General features: G+C 47.8%; 14 protein-coding genes and 1 other annotated feature. Of the genes, 10 read left to right on the top strand and 4 right to left on the bottom strand.

Features of this window, described 5'->3' with window-relative positions; genetic code table 11:
• The 7 genes from KI350_RS10380 to KI350_RS10350 all read left to right on the top strand — a co-directional run bounded on the left by KI350_RS10380 (position 1) and on the right by KI350_RS10350 (position 7765).
• A complete protein-coding gene (locus KI350_RS10380; RefSeq protein WP_145654047.1) occupies positions 1 to 333 on the top strand; it encodes a PTS lactose/cellobiose transporter subunit IIA in 333 nt (110 codons plus the stop codon).
• A gap of 39 nt (positions 334 to 372) precedes the next feature.
• Positions 373 to 1689, top strand: a complete 1317-nt coding sequence (gene celB / locus KI350_RS10375; protein ID WP_035338357.1) for a PTS cellobiose transporter subunit IIC — start codon at positions 373 to 375, stop codon at positions 1687 to 1689.
• 15 nt (positions 1690 to 1704) lie between these two features.
• Complete coding sequence (locus KI350_RS10370; RefSeq protein WP_145654048.1) at positions 1705 to 3120, top strand: glycoside hydrolase family 1 protein; 1416 nt, start codon at positions 1705 to 1707, stop codon at positions 3118 to 3120.
• 119 nt (positions 3121 to 3239) lie between these two features.
• Positions 3240 to 3953 (top strand): GntR family transcriptional regulator, encoded by a 714-nt coding sequence (locus tag KI350_RS10365; protein ID WP_065643271.1) that lies wholly within the window; start codon positions 3240 to 3242, stop codon positions 3951 to 3953.
• A 245-nt stretch (positions 3954 to 4198) separates the two neighbouring features.
• A complete protein-coding gene (locus KI350_RS10360; RefSeq protein WP_145654049.1) occupies positions 4199 to 5188 on the top strand; it encodes a TAXI family TRAP transporter solute-binding subunit in 990 nt (329 codons plus the stop codon).
• Positions 5189 to 5289: 101 nt separating this feature from the next.
• Positions 5290 to 5808, top strand: coding sequence for a DUF1850 domain-containing protein (locus tag KI350_RS10355; RefSeq protein WP_059231906.1), 519 nt, complete (start codon positions 5290 to 5292; stop codon positions 5806 to 5808).
• Positions 5801 to 7765, top strand: coding sequence for a TRAP transporter permease (locus KI350_RS10350; protein ID WP_059231908.1), 1965 nt, complete (start codon positions 5801 to 5803; stop codon positions 7763 to 7765). Before KI350_RS10355 ends, KI350_RS10350 begins: the two co-directional genes overlap by 8 nt.
• Before the next feature lie 36 nt (positions 7766 to 7801).
• Here the strand turns inward: KI350_RS10350 and zwf are convergent, their stop codons facing one another.
• Positions 7802 to 9265: a glucose-6-phosphate dehydrogenase gene (gene zwf / locus KI350_RS10345; RefSeq protein ID WP_041817458.1), complete on the bottom strand. Its 1464-nt coding sequence runs from the start codon at positions 9263 to 9265 to the stop codon at positions 7802 to 7804.
• Between the two features lie 232 nt (positions 9266 to 9497).
• Here zwf and rnz point away from each other — a divergent pair, with 232 nt between their 5' ends.
• Both rnz and rpmG read left to right on the top strand, forming a co-directional pair.
• A complete protein-coding gene (rnz, locus tag KI350_RS10340; protein WP_020452090.1) occupies positions 9498 to 10421 on the top strand; it encodes a ribonuclease Z in 924 nt (307 codons plus the stop codon).
• Positions 10422 to 10538: 117 nt separating this feature from the next.
• Positions 10539 to 10688: a 50S ribosomal protein L33 gene (rpmG, locus tag KI350_RS10335; RefSeq protein WP_003183271.1), complete on the top strand. Its 150-nt coding sequence runs from the start codon at positions 10539 to 10541 to the stop codon at positions 10686 to 10688.
• A gap of 35 nt (positions 10689 to 10723) precedes the next feature.
• Here the strand turns inward: rpmG and KI350_RS10330 are convergent, their stop codons facing one another.
• Both KI350_RS10330 and namA read right to left on the bottom strand, forming a co-directional pair.
• A complete protein-coding gene (locus KI350_RS10330) occupies positions 10724 to 11485 on the bottom strand; it encodes an alpha/beta fold hydrolase (RefSeq protein WP_145654050.1) in 762 nt (253 codons plus the stop codon).
• A 119-nt stretch (positions 11486 to 11604) separates the two neighbouring features.
• Positions 11605 to 12675 (bottom strand): NADPH dehydrogenase NamA, encoded by a 1071-nt coding sequence (gene namA, locus KI350_RS10325; RefSeq protein ID WP_116758571.1) that lies wholly within the window; start codon positions 12673 to 12675, stop codon positions 11605 to 11607.
• A gap of 137 nt (positions 12676 to 12812) precedes the next feature.
• On the opposite strand from namA, the gene KI350_RS10320 reads away from it, so the two are divergent.
• Positions 12813 to 14417: a M20/M25/M40 family metallo-hydrolase gene (locus tag KI350_RS10320; protein WP_020452087.1), complete on the top strand. Its 1605-nt coding sequence runs from the start codon at positions 12813 to 12815 to the stop codon at positions 14415 to 14417.
• Positions 14418 to 14480: 63 nt separating this feature from the next.
• On the opposite strand, the gene proC is transcribed toward KI350_RS10320, so the two are convergent.
• Positions 14481 to 15302, bottom strand: a complete 822-nt coding sequence (gene proC, locus KI350_RS10315; RefSeq protein WP_020452086.1) for a pyrroline-5-carboxylate reductase — start codon at positions 15300 to 15302, stop codon at positions 14481 to 14483.
• Between the two features lie 44 nt (positions 15303 to 15346).
• Positions 15347 to 15548, bottom strand: a binding site (T-box leader).
• Positions 15549 to 15630: the final 82 nt, after the last annotated feature.

Here is a 15630-nt window from a genome sequence, read left to right as displayed (position 1 = left end):
ATGGAAAAATTAAAACTCGATGAATTAACAGGCGAACAAATTTGCTTTCAGCTCATTCTTCACAGCGGAAACGCCCGCAGCAAAGTCATTCAGTCCATCAGGGCATACCGTGCCGGCAGCGTTCAGAAAGCAGAGGAGATGCTGCACCAGGCTGAAGACGATTTGCAGCAGTCCCATGATATTCATTTTCAAATGATCCAAAAAGAAGCGGGCGGGAAAAAAAGTGAGTTCTCTTTGCTGCTCTTGCACGCGGAGGACCATTTGATGTCGACGCTCACGATGAAGGAACTTGTGTCCGAATTATTGGAATTATTCAAAGAGAAAAATCTATGATTCGCACTGCATGGCAAAATCGAAGGGGGATAAGAGACCATGTTTGAAAAATTGAGCAACCTCTTGGTGCCGATTGCCGGGAAGCTGAATAACAACCGGTATTTAGGCGTGCTGAGGGATGCGTTTATGCTGGCTTTTCCGCTCACCATTTTCGGATCGATCATTGTCGTTTTAACCAATTTGCCGTTTCTCAATAAAATGATGAGCAAATCGGCGCTTGAAACGTTCCAGTCGGCTTTAAGCATAGCGCCGAGCGCAACGATCAGTATTATGTCCGTTTTCGTCGTGTTCGGGATCGGGTATTATTTATCCAAAACTTATGAAGTCGAAGCGGTTTTTGGAGGAGTCGTCGCTTTGGCATCGTTCCTTCTGCTGACGCCGTTTGTATTAAACGGCGAAGGAGGGGAAGTGATTCCGAACGTCATCCCGATTGACAGGCTCGGTGCGAAAGGGATGTTCCTCGGAATGATTACCGCCTTTACATCCGCGGAGATTTTCAGATTTTTTGTCCAGAAAAACTATACGATCAAAATGCCCGCCGGCGTTCCGCCTGCTGTAGCAAAATCTTTTGCCGCGCTGATTCCGGCGGTGATGACCTTGTCCGTCTACTTGGTCATCAATATCCTTGTGACCCAAGCGTTCAATACGAATATGCACGATTTAATTTACAATCTGGTACAGGCTCCGCTTGTCGGTCTTGGAAGCGGTATCATTCCGACCTTGATTGCTATATTTTTTACTCAGCTTCTCTGGTTCTTCGGACTCCACGGGCAAATTATCATCAACTCTGTAATGGATCCGATCTGGAATACGCTTTCGATCGAAAATTTGAATAGCTATACCGCAACAGGGGAAGTTCCGCATATTATCAATAAGCAGTTTATGGAAGTGTACACCGTCGGAATGGGCGGAACCGGCATGACACTGGCCGTGATTATTGCCATCCTGCTGTTTATGAAGAGTAAGCAGATGAAGCAGGTCGCAAAACTCGGAGCGGCGCCGGGGATTTTCAACGTAAATGAACCGATCATTTTCGGCCTGCCGATCGTCATGAACCCGCTCATTTTTATTCCGTGGGTCATCTCGCCGATGATCGTCACTTTAATTACGTATTTCGCGATGGCGTCCGGGCTTGTGCCGCCGCCGACCGGGGTCACGATTCCTTGGACTGTGCCGATTTTTATCAGCGGAATGATGGCGACCAATTCGCTTGCCGGCGGCATTCTTCAGATTGTGAATTTAGCCGTTGTCTTTATGATCTGGTTCCCGTTTTTGAAATTCATCGACCGGATGAATATGAAAAAAGAGCAGGAAATCAATGCAGCGGAACAAGATCAGACAACGCTAGGACTTTAAAAGGAGATTGATGACATGTCAAAAACAGAACTGCAGCTAGAACAAATTCAATACCGTTTTCCAAAAGGTTTCTGGTGGGGGTCGGCGGCGTCCGCGACCCAGACTGAAGGAGCGGCGGCTGAAGGAGGCAAAGGAAAGAACATTTGGGATCACTGGTACGAAAAAGAGCCAAACCGATTTTTTGACGGAGTAGGCCCTGAGAAGACTTCGCGTTTTTACGAGACTTACAGAGAAGATATTCAGCTGATGAAGGAGCTCGGCCACAACTCTTTTCGTTTCTCCATTTCGTGGGCCCGTCTGTTTCCTGAAGGAAAAGGCAGGCTGAACGAGGAAGGAGCTTCCTTTTATAACCAAGTCATCGATGAACTGCTGGCAGCTGGGATCGAGCCTTTTGTCAACCTTTATCATTTTGATATGCCGCTTGCGCTCCAGCATATCGGCGGGTGGGAAAACAGGCAAGTCGTCGATCACTTTGTTTCATACGCGGAAACGTGCTTTCGGCTGTACGGGGATCGTGTGAAAAAATGGTTTACCCACAATGAGCCGATCGTTCCTGCTGAAGGCGGCTATTTATACGATTTTCACTATCCGAACATCGTCGACTTTCAAAAGGCCGTCCAGGTCGCATACCATGAAATTCTTTCAAACGCCAAAGCGGTCGAAGCCTACCGCAGACACGGAGGCGACGGCAAAATCGGCATCATTTTAAATTTAACGCCATCCTATCCGAGAAGCCAGCACCCGGCAGATGTAAGAGCTTCTGAAATAGCTGACGCTTTCTTTAACCAGTCGTTTCTTGATCCTGCCGTTAAGGGTGAGTTTCCGCAGCTTTTAACAGCTATTTTAAAAGAAAAAGGCTATTTGCCTGTCATGGAAGAAGGAGACTTGGAGCTGATCAAAAATCACACTGTCGATCTGCTCGGCATCAATTATTATCAGCCGAGACGGGTGAAAGCGAAGGAGCACCTGCCTCATCCGGACGCGCCTTTTATGCCGGAGCGTTTTTTTGACCATTATGAAATGCCCGGACGAAAAATGAACCGCCACCGCGGCTGGGAAATATACGAAAAAGGAATCTATGATATTTTAATGAATGTCAAAGAAAACTATGGAAATATTGAATGCTTTATTTCTGAGAACGGAATGGGTGTTGAAGGAGAAGAGCGTTTCCGCGGCGAAGACGGCATAATCCGCGATGACTACCGAATTGCGTTTATCGAAGAACACTTAAAATGGTTGCACAGAGCGATTCGGGAAGGAGCGAATGTCAAAGGCTATCACCTTTGGACATTCATGGACAACTGGTCATGGACAAACGCCTATAAAAACCGCTACGGATTTGTATCTGTCAACCTTGACAAAAACGGAGAACGAACGATTAAAAAAAGCGGATACTGGTTTAAGAAACTTGCCGAGAACAACGGTTTTTAAAAAGGACTCGGGCTAAAAGATGGTCTGTTGGGCCATCTTTTTATTTCCGCTTCAAAACCGATATAATGATAAGGAAGGTGTTACAAGCATACAGAATCCTTAGTAATGGTGGTTAAAACATGAGAAAATACGAATATATTTCAAACGAAATGAGGAGGCGGATTCAGGAAGAATACTATCCGATTGATCAGCCCATACCTGATGAGCTTTCTCTTGCCAAAGAATTTTCCTGCAGCAGAATGACGATGAAAAGAGCCCTCGATATTCTCGTGTCAGAAGGCATGCTGTACCGCAAGCGCGGACACGGCACCTTCATTGTGAAATCATCGATTCAGCAGCTTCCCGTCAGTGTGACAGACCGCGAAAACCTCGGGCTGACCAAGCTTCTCGCCAATAAACAAATCGAAAGCCGCATCATTCAATTTGATGTCGAATTCCCTTCAGATGAAGTGGCTAAGCAATTGTCAATCGAAAAGACCGTTCCGGTGTATCATATCATCAGGCTCAGAAAGGTTGAAGGTGAACCGTATGTCATTGAAGAAACGTATATGCCTTCGAATGTCATCTCTGAATTAAATGAAGACGTCCTTCACGGCTCCGTTTACCGGCACATCACCGAGACGCTGAAACTGACAATCGCCGGCTCGCACCGGAAGATCAGGGCGGATAAGTCGAATGCGCTCGACCGAGAGCACTTGGAATGCGCCCCTGACGATCCGGTTCTTGAAGTTGAACAGGTCGCTTTTTTAAATACAGGTGAACCGTTTGAATATTCTTTTGCAAGGCATCGCTACGACAAGTTTGTGTTTTCCAGCGTCCATGTTCGGAAATGAAAAACCTGCATAACCGCGGGTTTTTTGTTTTGTCATGCAATCTTCCAGCACGCTTGTCCTCCGAGGGGATCGTGGGCTACCATCGCTTTAGCGGACGGGAATTTCCGGGGCCGTACGCATATTTAGAACCAGCTGCTCATAAAATTAACTAAATAATTAGAAATAAAACAATATATTGACAACTAATACATTTTTCGTGGTACGATAGGATTGTTATTTGTCCAACAAGCAAAGGGGGAGAATGAATGAAAAAGTGGAAAAGCTTATCATGGATTGTATTGCTGCTGACGCTTGTCATGGGATTGGCAGCGTGCGGAAGCGGCAATGCATCAGGAAATAAGGACGGCGGATCTGCGTCAAAAGGCTCAGAAAGCTACAGTCTGCTGACAGGGGGAACCGGCGGTACATATTATCCGCTCGGCGGTCAATTTGCAAACCTTTGGGAGGATGCAACAGGAGACAAATTTACGACGCAGACTACAGGGGCTTCTGCTGAAAACATGGCAACTCTGCAAAAAGGGGAAGCTGAGGTCGCTTTTTCTCAGACGGACATTGCCACTTATGCCATAGAAGGCAAAGAAATGTTTAAAGAAAAAATTGACGGAATCAAGGCGATTGCCGCCCTGTATCCTGAAACTGTACAGATTGTGACAACAGAAAAAAGCGGAATCAATTCGATTGAAGATTTAAACGGCAAAACGGTTTCCGTGGGTGCTGCTGGTGCAGGGGTCAATATTAATGCCAAGCAGATTTTGGAGGTTCACGGGATGTCTTTTGACAACATCAAACCGCAAAACTTGTCTTTTGAAGAGTCGACCGACGGCATTCAGTCAGGCGCGATCGATGCCGCCTTCATCACGGCTGGAACGCCTACCGGCGCTGTCGAAGGGCTTTCTGCACAAAATAAAATCAAAATTTTAAATATTGAAAAGGATAAGCAGGAAAAGCTGATGGAAAAGTATCCGTTCTATGCTGAGGATACGATTAAAAAAGGCACGTACGGCATCGGGAGCGATGTGAACACGGTCGCTGTCAAAGCGATGCTCGTCGCATCCGACAAGATGGATGAGGACACCGTCTATAAAATGACGAAAGCGCTGTTTGAAGCCGATAAAATCAATCATGCCAAAGGCGAATTTATCAAGCCTGAAACCGCGCTTGAAGGATTGGGCGATATTGAAATTCATCCGGGAGCGGCTAAATATTTCAAAGAAAAAGGGATAGAAAAATCGTAAAGCCGCAGGCAGATAAACGATGAACAAGTCAGGACACTCGATAGACCGTTGCAATGAAACATCGGTCTATCGTTTTTCTATTCGGCAGGGGATTTGGGAAAATGAGGAAATTCAAAATTGTAAAACGGCTTGTGCCGGCGCTGATCATTGCCGCTTTTGCAGCGGCATGCCTGATTCCTTATCAGACCGCTGTCGTGTTCGAGAAAGAGGACAGCGGCGAGATCATCGCTTTTCTTCCCCTCCAAAAGAAGAAAAGCTTTGATGTGATCTATACGCATTCCATCCATCGGACAGAAGTGATCGAATCGTATGTGTGGGAAAAAGGAATGATTCGGCAGACCGCTCTGACCTATCATGATCCGGCCGTCGGAATGCCCGCAAACGCGGAGCAAGGTGAAAGGCTCGTCATCAATAACGGTGTCTACACCATTTCGGACATGAAGAGGACCTTTCCGTTCATTGATATGCGGATCGGAAGGGTGAGGGCGAATCACAGGATCAAGTATTCAGGCGCTGAACATGAGTTAAAGCGGTACATCCGCCCCGGCACATGGACAAGGATGAGTGTCCGAAAACTAAATGTCTTGCAACAACTGAGGGGAGTGAAGATCAATGACTGAGCAGCTTTCGGAAAAAGATCAGCAGGAACTGCTGGAGAAATACGATCCTGAAGCGGGAACGAGAAAGCTCAAAGGGTTGACGGGGGTCATTGCATTTGCCGGCCTTCTCGCTTTTTCTTTGTTTCAATTATACACAGCCATTTTTGGCGTTTTTCCGGCTCAAATTCAAAGGTCGGTTCATTTAGGGTTTGCGCTCGGTCTGATTTTTTTATTGTTTCCGGCGACAAAAGGTTTACGGAAGACCGGCAAATTCAAAGTCGCCTGGTATGACGCAATCTTAGCCGTATTAGGAGCGGGCGTCGGCGCTTATTGGGTTGCCAATTATGAAACGATTGTAGGCGGGATCGGATTGATCACGGAAACTGACTTTTATGTCGGGCTGTTGGCCGTCCTGCTCGTATTGGAAGCGACGAGACGTGCTGTCGGACTGCCGATTACGATCATCGCCGCCCTGTTTCTTTTGTACGGCCTTTACGGCTCGTATCTGCCGGGCTTTTTGTCTCACAACGGCCTGACGCTGGAAAGGCTCGTTCAGACGATGTATTTTACGACGGAAGGAATTTTGGGCACGCCGCTCGCTGTGTCCTCGACATTCATCTTCCTGTTCATCTTGTTCGGTTCATTTCTTGTCAGGACCGGTGTGGGGCAGTATTTTAATGACCTTGCTGTGGCGATCGCCGGGCGAAGCACGGGCGGACCGGCAAAAGTCGCGATTTTTTCAAGCGCGCTTCAGGGAACGATCAGCGGAAGCTCTGTCGCCAATGTCGTCACTTCCGGATCGTTTACGATTCCGATGATGAAAAAACTGGGCTATAAAAAAGAATTTGCCGGTGCAGTCGAAGCTTCCGCATCTACCGGCGGACAGCTGATGCCTCCGATTATGGGAGCCGCCGCCTTTTTAATGGTTGAGTTCATCGGCGGAGGGATTACGTACTGGGATATCGCGAAAGCCGCGATGATCCCGGCTGTTTTGTACTTTACAGGCATCTGGATTATGACGCACTTTGAAGCGAAGCGCCTCGGCCTGCGCGGATTGACGAAAGAAGAAATGCCGAACCGCAAGGAAGTATTCAAAAAGATTTATTTGCTGCTTCCGATCGTTTCGGTCGTCTTTTTGTTAATGTCGGGCATTACGGTCATGCATGCCGCATTGTATTCGATCGTTCTGGCGATCCTGGTCGGTTTGTTCAACAGGGAAACGCGAATGGGCCTTAAAGGGATTGTGCTGGCTCTCGCGGAAGGAGCGAGAATGGCGCTTTCCGTTGCGGCGGCAACAGCTGCCGCCGGCATCATCGTCGGAGTCGTCACAAAGACGGGCCTCGGCCTTAAACTTGCAAACGGTCTGCTCGATTTGGCAGGAGGCGCATTGCTGCCTTCACTCTTTTTGACAATGATCGCCGCTCTTGTTCTCGGAATGGGGTCGCCGACGACGGCAAACTATGTGATTACGTCGACGATTGCCGCGCCAGCCTTGATTTTGCTGAATGTTCCTGATCTGTCGGCCCACTTGTTCGTGTTTTATTTCGGCATCGTAGCTGACATTACACCGCCCGTTGCTTTGGCAGCCTTTGCCGCCGCTGGTGTTGCGGGAGGAGAGCCGATCAGAACGGGGATCAATTCAGCAAAGCTTGCGATTGCCGCTTTTATCATCCCGTATGTATTCGTCCTGTCTCCGGAGCTTCTCATGATTGACGCGCATTGGTATGAAATTCTCTGGGTGATCTTTACCGCATTGTCCGGAATGATCGCCATCGGTGCGGGCATGGTCGGATTCTGGATGAGAAAAGTGTTCTGGTTTGAAAGAATACTGGCGGCTGCGAGCGGTCTCCTGCTGATTTATCCGGAGGGCTATTCCGACATAATCGGTCTCGGCATATTCCTTCTGTTGTTCGTCCTTCAGCTGATGTGGAAGCGGGACAAAAGCCATCCGAAAGAAATACAGGCCTTAAAAGCATAAATAAAAAACAGCCTTCAATGTGAAGGCTGTTTTTTATTAAAGCGGCCACCAATGAAAGCCGTCTTTTGCGAGCAGGTCATCAGCAGCTTTCGGCCCCATAGAGCCCGCTTCATAGTTAGGGGAAAGGGTTTTGTTTTCCTCCCAGTTTTGAGATATCGCATCAACAAAACTCCAGGAAAGCGCAACTTCATCCCAGTGAGCAAAGTTTGTCGCGTCTCCGTGCAAACAGTCCAAAATCAGCTTTTCATAAGCTTCAGGCGTGTTGATGCCGTCCCCGCAGTTATGGCAGTAGTCGAGCTTGATCGGCTGGGCAAAAGTGCCGCCTCCAAGCTTCCTTGCGTTTAAATGAAGGGTGATGCCTTCATCCGGCTGAATATGGATCACCAGCAGGTTAGGATGCATCGTGTTGCCGTTTCCGTAATAAAGGTTCATCGGAATGTCTTTAAATTGGACGACAATCTGCGTTGATTTTTTCTGCATCCGTTTGCCTGTCCGGATGTAGAACGGCACACCGGCCCATCTGAAGTTGTCAATCAGCAGTTTGCCGGCAACGAACGTTTCCGTATTCGACTCTTTTGCTACATTTTGCTCATCGCGATAAGCCGGAACCTGTTTTTCGTCAACGACGCCCGCGTCATACTGGCCGCGCACAAAAAATTGATCGACTTCGTCTTTTCGAATCGGACGAAGGGCTCTGAGCACCTTCACTTTTTCGCTGCGGATCTCTTCCGTGTTCAGCTTGATCGGCGGTTCCATCGCAAGCAGCGCCACCATTTGAAGAATGTGGTTTTGAACCATGTCTCGAAGCGCACCAGATTTTTCATAATATCTCGCTCTGTCTTCCACACCCAAATCTTCACTTGACGTGATTTGAATGTTCGAGATGTATCTGTTTGTCCAAAGCGGCTCAAAAATCGCGTTGGCAAAGCGGATGACTTCGATGTTCTGCACCATTTGCTTTCCTAGATAATGGTCAATCCGATAGATTTGATCTTCTGTAAAGGCTTCACGGATTTCCTGATTCAAGGCTTTTGCGCTCGGCAGATCATGCCCGAAAGGCTTCTCGATAACAAGCCTTGACCAGCCTTTTGTTGAAGTGACACCCTCTGATTTTAGGAACTTTGCAATCGTTCCGAAGAATTCAGGAGCCATCGCCAAGTAAAACATCCGGTTATTCGGAATATCATATGTACTTTCCAGCTTCTCTAAAAGTTCGTTCAATTCCCGGTATGAGCCGGAATTTGTAACATCAAAAGGATGGTAGTAGAAGTGAGATGTAAACTCGTCCACATCCTTTTCGTTTAACGGAAACTTCGAAACCGATTGCTGTACGGTACTGCGAAAGTCTTCATTTGTCCAAGGGCGTCTGCCGACTCCGACAACCGCGAATTCATTCCCGATTTGTCCGTTTTCGTAGAGCCTGTGGATAGAAGGATATAGTTTTCGTTTTGCCAAATCCCCTGTTGCGCCAAATATTACGATAACTGCTTTTGGTTCCATTTGATCTTTTTTCAATTAAACGTACCTCACTTTATTCGAAGCTAAGTTTATTTTCTTCATTTTAAAGCTAATAATCCCTTAAAGCAAACATTTGAGATCGAATCGTATGAAAAGTTTACTGAAAACGGGCAGGGTATTTAGTTGCATAGCCTGGCGTGAAGCCGGCGTTTCTTTTTTCTCAGACTTCCTGTATGCTTGTGATAGATGAAGTTTTTAGCAGGAGGAAAGGATATTGGAGTTATTATTTTTAGGAACGGGAGCAGGCATCCCCGCAAAAACGAGGAATGTCACATCCGTCGCATTGAAGCTTTTAGAAGAAAGGCGGTCTGTTTGGCTGTTTGACTGCGGGGAGGCCACACAGCATCAAATTTTACATACATCGATCAAGCCCAGAAAAATTGAAAAGATTTTTATTACCCATCTTCACGGCGATCATGTATACGGGCTTCCGGGTCTTGTCAGCAGCCGCTCTTTCCAGGGAGGGGAAGGTCCGCTGACCGTATACGGACCGCAAGGAATCAAAACGTTTCTTGAAACGGCGCTTGACGTATCGGGGACGCATGTCACATACCCGCTTGTGATTAAGGAGATTGAAGAAGGGACAGTCTTTGAAGATGACCAGTTTATCGTGACGGCGAGAAGCGTATCTCACGGCATCCCCGCTTTTGGATACCGCGTGCAGGAAAAAGATGTTCCAGGCGCACTTGACGCCGAAGCGCTGAAAGAGACCGGAGTCTCGCCTGGCCCTGTTTATCAAAAGCTGAAAAACGGGGAGACGGTCACATTGGAAGACGGCCGGAAGATTCGCGGTGCAGACTTTATCGGACCGCCGAAAAAAGGGCGGATTGTCGCTTTTTCCGGAGATACGAGGCCATGCGAGAATGTGAAGAAGCTTGCCGAAAAAGCCGATGTCCTCATCCATGAAGCAACATTTGCGAAAGGTGACAGGGAGCTTGCCGGAGACTATTATCACAGCACTTCAGAACAAGCGGCGGAAACAGCGCGGGAGGCCTGCGCAAAAGAACTGATTTTAACACATATCAGTGCAAGATACCAGGGGGAAAACGTGCTTGAACTGGTCAATGAAGCGAAAGCGATCTTTCCTGATACCGTGGCAGCTTTTGACTTTTATGAGCATGAGATTAAAAGAACTTAATTGGCATTCGAAGCTTCTTTGTTCCGGCAATGCGGGACGGGAAGCTTTTTTTGTTGACACGGTTCTAAAATGGTGTATAATAAAGCGTAATCATTACGTTTTGATGAGGAGGACAACATGAGAGTCAAAATTACATTGGCGTGTACTGAAACAGGGGACCGCAATTATATTACGACAAAAAACAAACGTACAAATCCGGATCGCCTGGAATTGAAAAAATATTCTCCGCGTCTGAAAAGGCACACGATTCACCGTGAAACAAAATAACCAAAAACCAGCAGAATGTCTGCTGGTTTTTTTGTTTAATTGGCGGCTTGATAGGCGTATGTTTGCTGCTGTGCGGCATACCACACATCATAGATCGCAAGCTGGACGATGTGGGGTTCATCATGATGGATCAAATGCGAGCTGTTTTTCGCTTGAATCCAGCCGCTTTGATGCGAAAGAGACAGCAGTCTGCTGTGAAGCTTCAGCCACTCGTGATGAGCCTGTTTCGCCGTCTCCGTCCTTTTTCCCGCCGAGAGGACGAGCAAAGGAACCGAACCGAGGTGTTTCTTTTCCTGCTTCAGAATGTCCAGGCTTTGTTGAAAGTCCTCATGAGACCCTTCGATCGAAAACTGTTTGCTGTAGTCTTCTTTTAATGTTTCCGGAAGAAGAGGCAGCACTTTTTCCTCCTGATCTTCACAAGCGGGATCAAGCAGCACCATGCCGATGACTTCATCGCTGTACCGGCTTGCAAACAACCTTGCAATGACGGCGCCGAACGAATGGGCGACAAACAGGTAGGGCGGTTTGACGCCTGCTGCTGCAAGCAGCGCTTTCAGTTCCTTTACCATCTGATCCGCTGTTCTTTTGCTGCTGCTCGGCCCGCTGTTGCCAAGGCCTGCACGGTCGTATGCAAACAAGCCGAGATCTTCGTCTATATCCGGTAAAATGGGCTGCCAAGTTTTTGAAGAAGAACCGTAGCCTGCTTCAAAAATAATGGTTGCGTTCTTTTTTCCTTTTCTCTGCTTTGTGTAAAACATGCATCCTTCAACTGTATATATTCTTTCCGTTATGGTCATAGAGGTCATCCTCTCTCTGTATATGGTGTTCTATTAGGAAAGACGCACAAACAAGGATGTTCGTTTCTCATGAGTTTGAAAAAAAGAAATATCCCGCCTTGAGGCGGGATATCAGCAACTTACCAGGCTCTGTCGTACTGAACAGGCCCTTCAATTTTTGTGTTCAGCTGTTTGGCAGCAGTTTTCGGCCAGTATGGATCTCTCAGCAGCTCTCGCGCAACGAAAATGAGATCTGCGCGTCCATTTTGGAGGATTTCCTCAGCTTGAAGGCCGCTTGTGATCAACCCGACTGCACCTGTCTGGATTTCGGCTTGGGCGCGAATTGTATCGGCGAAGCCGACTTGGTAGCCCGGGAAGACGTTGATGTCGGCAGGCACGACGGCACCGGAGCTGACATCGATCAAATCAACGCCCTGTTCTTTCATCCATTTGGCGAAACCGACATAATCGGCGACATCAAGGCCTTTTGTTTTGTAGTCTGAAGCCGAAACGCGTACGAACAATGGTCCGTCCCAGACTTCTTTTACAGCGTCGATGACTTCGCGAAGCAGCCTGTAGCGGTTTTCCGGTGATCCTCCATATTCATCCTCGCGTTTGTTGGAAAGCGGTGATAAAAATTCGTTGATCAAATATCCGTGGGCTCCATGAATCTCAATGATGTCAAAGCCGGCGGCTTTCGCACGTTCAGCTCCTTTTTTGAAAGCCTGAACGGTTTCTTTTATGTCTTCTTTTGTCATTTCAACAGGTATTCGCGAATTTTCGTCGAAAGGAAGAGCTGAAGGCCCGTAGATTGTACCTTCGACCTCGGCTTTTCTTCCGGCGTGCGCCAGCTGAATCGCCGTTTTGCTGCCGTACGGCTTGATTTGTGACGTTAATGCGGCAAGTCCGTCAATATGCGCGTCATCCCATATACCGAGATCCTGATCGGAAATTCTTCCCTCTGGGGTGACGGCGGTAGCTTCTACCATGATCAGTCCGACTTGTCCGACGGCGCGGGAGATGTAGTGGGTCATGTGGAACGGCTGCACTTTTCCATCCTTTTCATGGGAGGAATACATGCACATCGGCGACATGACAATCCGGTTTTTTAGTGTAACTCCTTTTAAACTCCATGGTGTAAACAGTTTTCGATTACTCAAATTTTTTCGCCTCCCGTAAGTTTTCGCCTCGATTATACCAATTCTGTCCATTCTCGTCATATAAACTGCTCAAGTCATTTCCATATATAAGAATGTTCAGTACAATAAAGTTGTTCACATTCTAATTTTTACTAAATACGATATTTGCATACATCTGGCGGAAAACAGCGAAAGAGGGGGTTTGCTTTATGAAGTGGCAGACAGTGGAAGAACTGAAACAGCTGCTCATTTCTCTAGTTCAATACGAAAGCATCTCAGGCACGGCCGGAGAAGTGGCGCTTGCGAAGTATATGCATGATATATTAAAGGAGCGTTCGTACTTTCAAAAGAATCCTGAATACTTAAAGCTTCACCCGATGGAAGACGGGCGTTATTTTCTAACCGCCCTCGTCAAAAAGGAAGAGAAATCAAATACGGTGCTCCTCTTGAGCCATTTTGACGTGGTCGATACGGCAGACTACGGAGAATTCAAACATATGGCATGCAAAGTCCCGGAACTCATGGATGTATTAAATGATAAAAAAGAACTTTTGCCCGAACGGGTCAGAAGAGACTTGGAAAGCGGCGAATGGCTGTTTGGAAGGGGAAGCATGGACATGAAAGCGGGTCTTGCTGTTCAATTTTCGATGCTGGAACGGGCGATGAACGGAGAATTTGACGGAAACCTTCTATTAATTACGGTTCCGGACGAAGAAGTCAATTCACAGGGGATGCTTGAAGCAGTACCCGCACTGAAAGCTCTGGAAAAAAAATTTGGCCTTCATTATACATCGTGCTTAAATTGTGAGCCGATGTTTGAAACACATCCGGGAGATCCGAAGCAGTACGTCTATTCAGGCAGCATCGGCAAAGCGCTTGCCGGATTTTTCTGCAAAGGGGTTGAGACGCATGTCGGCGAGCCGTTTGCAGGGGTGAATTCGAATTTAATGGTGTCCGAAATCAACAGGCTGCTCGAATTAAACGTCGACTATTGCGAAGAAGCGGACGGAGAGGTGACGCCTCCTCCGGCCAATCTGATGCAAAAAGATTTGAAGGAGGCGTACTCGGTTCAGACTCCTCACGCAGCGGTGTCGCTCTTTAATTTACTGATGATGCAGCGTTCCGCCGCCGAGCTCCATCGCATGCTGCTTGACACAGCCAAGGAAGCGGCCGCCAATATTCAAACAAATATTGAGCATAAAACGGCCGAATATCAGCGGTTTGAAGCATTCACGCCAATGAACCCGACCGTTTCCGTGCTGACGTTTGAGGAGCTGTGGAACAAAGCAAAGGAAAAGGCCGGGAAGCCCGAGGCGGAACGCATACTTAACTTTGCATTTGCCAACAGGGGCGAGCTGGGAGACCGCGATTTTTCAACGAAAATCGTCTCTGAATTGGCTTCACTCTGCAAAGAAGATGCTCCGATGATCGTTCTGTTTTACAGTCCGCCGTTTTATCCGGCTGTTTCTTCAAAGGACGATCCTTTGATCCGAAATGTGATGAAAGAAGTGAAGCAGTATGCGGCCGACAGGTACGGTATTGAATTTACAGAAGTCCAATATTTTCCCGGCTTGTCTGATTTAAGCTACCTTCAGCTGCAAAAGCAGTCTGTCGATGCGTTCACATCAAATATGCCGCTGTTTCAACACGGCTATTCACTGCCTAAAGGACGAGAAAACGCACTGTTTATGCCAGTCATCAATATCGGGCCGGCCGGCAAAGACCCTCATAAATGGACGGAACGCCTCCATGTGCCGTTTTCATTCGGAAAGCTGCCCGATATTCTCCGGCTGGCGATACACAAGCTTCTCTAAGTATACGGACGGGACCGCTTGGGGAAAAAACGGGAACAAGCGACACGCTGTCTCCCGGTTTTTTTAAATTTTGGCCGCAAACATATCCCTGATTTCCGCAGAACGATTCGCCGCTTCTTTGACGCAGGATATGACAATCTGTTCAAACTGATGGTCGTCAAGCACCCGAAGGCCTGCTTCCGTTGTCCCTCCGGCGCTTGTGATCTCTTTTCTCATGACAGAAGGATTCCTGCCGGTTTCAAGCATTTGAGCCGCACCTGACATCATATCGATAATCAGCTGTTTCGCCGTTTCTTCAGGAAGCCCCAATTCCGCAGCCGACGCCTGCAGGGCTTCGACAAACCGATAAACAAAAGCGGGGCCGCTTCCGGCTACGGCTGTCACCGCATCAAGGGCAGATTCCTCAACGATTGCAACGCTTCCGACTGTCGCAAAGAGGTCAGCCGCTTCCTGCATCAGCTCTTTCGTCACGAGCGGGCTTGCCGCAAAGGCTGTGGCTGATTTTTGAATGGCGGCCGATGTATTCGGCATGGCCCTTACAACTGGCAGCTCAAGCCCGGCATAGTGCTGGATCGTGTGAATCGGAATGCCTGCAAGGACGGAAATCAGCAGCTGATCTTTTCGCAAATAGGGGCGGAGTGCGGCTATTCCGTCCGCCGCGTCCTTCGGCTTCATCGCCAAAACGAGTGTATCCGAACGGGCGGCGACTTTTGCTGTATCGGCTTCTCCGCATACCCCGTATGTCTCGCTTAATTCACGAAGCCTGGCCGTATTCGACTGATTCGTGACGAATATCGCTTCCGGCTCCATCGCACCGCTTTTGACAAGCCCCTTAATCATCGCTTCAGCCATCGAACCGGCTCCGATAAATCCCATTCGTTTCATTATGAATTCCTCCTTCTAAAAAACAAAAAAACCTTTCCGTCTTCACAAAGGACGAAAAGGTTTCGCGGTACCACCTTCATTAGCATATACATGCTCAGCTCTTGCCCCGTAACGCGGGATACGTTTAGGTTTGCCTAAGCGCTCTGAGGGCAGGTTCAACAGGCAAGCGGGCTGTGAAATCTTTCAGCCGTGGATTTCACTCTCTTTCGCCATTGCTTGTTTACTATTCCTCTTCATTGCGTCTTCGTTCATTTACCTGCATATATTTGTTGTTCATTATGCTATGAGGAATGATGAAATGTCAACAGGCATTTGAAGCAAAAATGAC

The sequence above is a fragment of the Bacillus sp. J41TS8 genome (assembly GCF_018333035.1).
In the GTDB taxonomy this organism is placed as follows: Bacteria; Bacillota; Bacilli; order Bacillales; family Bacillaceae; genus Bacillus; species Bacillus paralicheniformis.
This window is presented reverse-complemented; position numbering and strand designations above follow the sequence as displayed.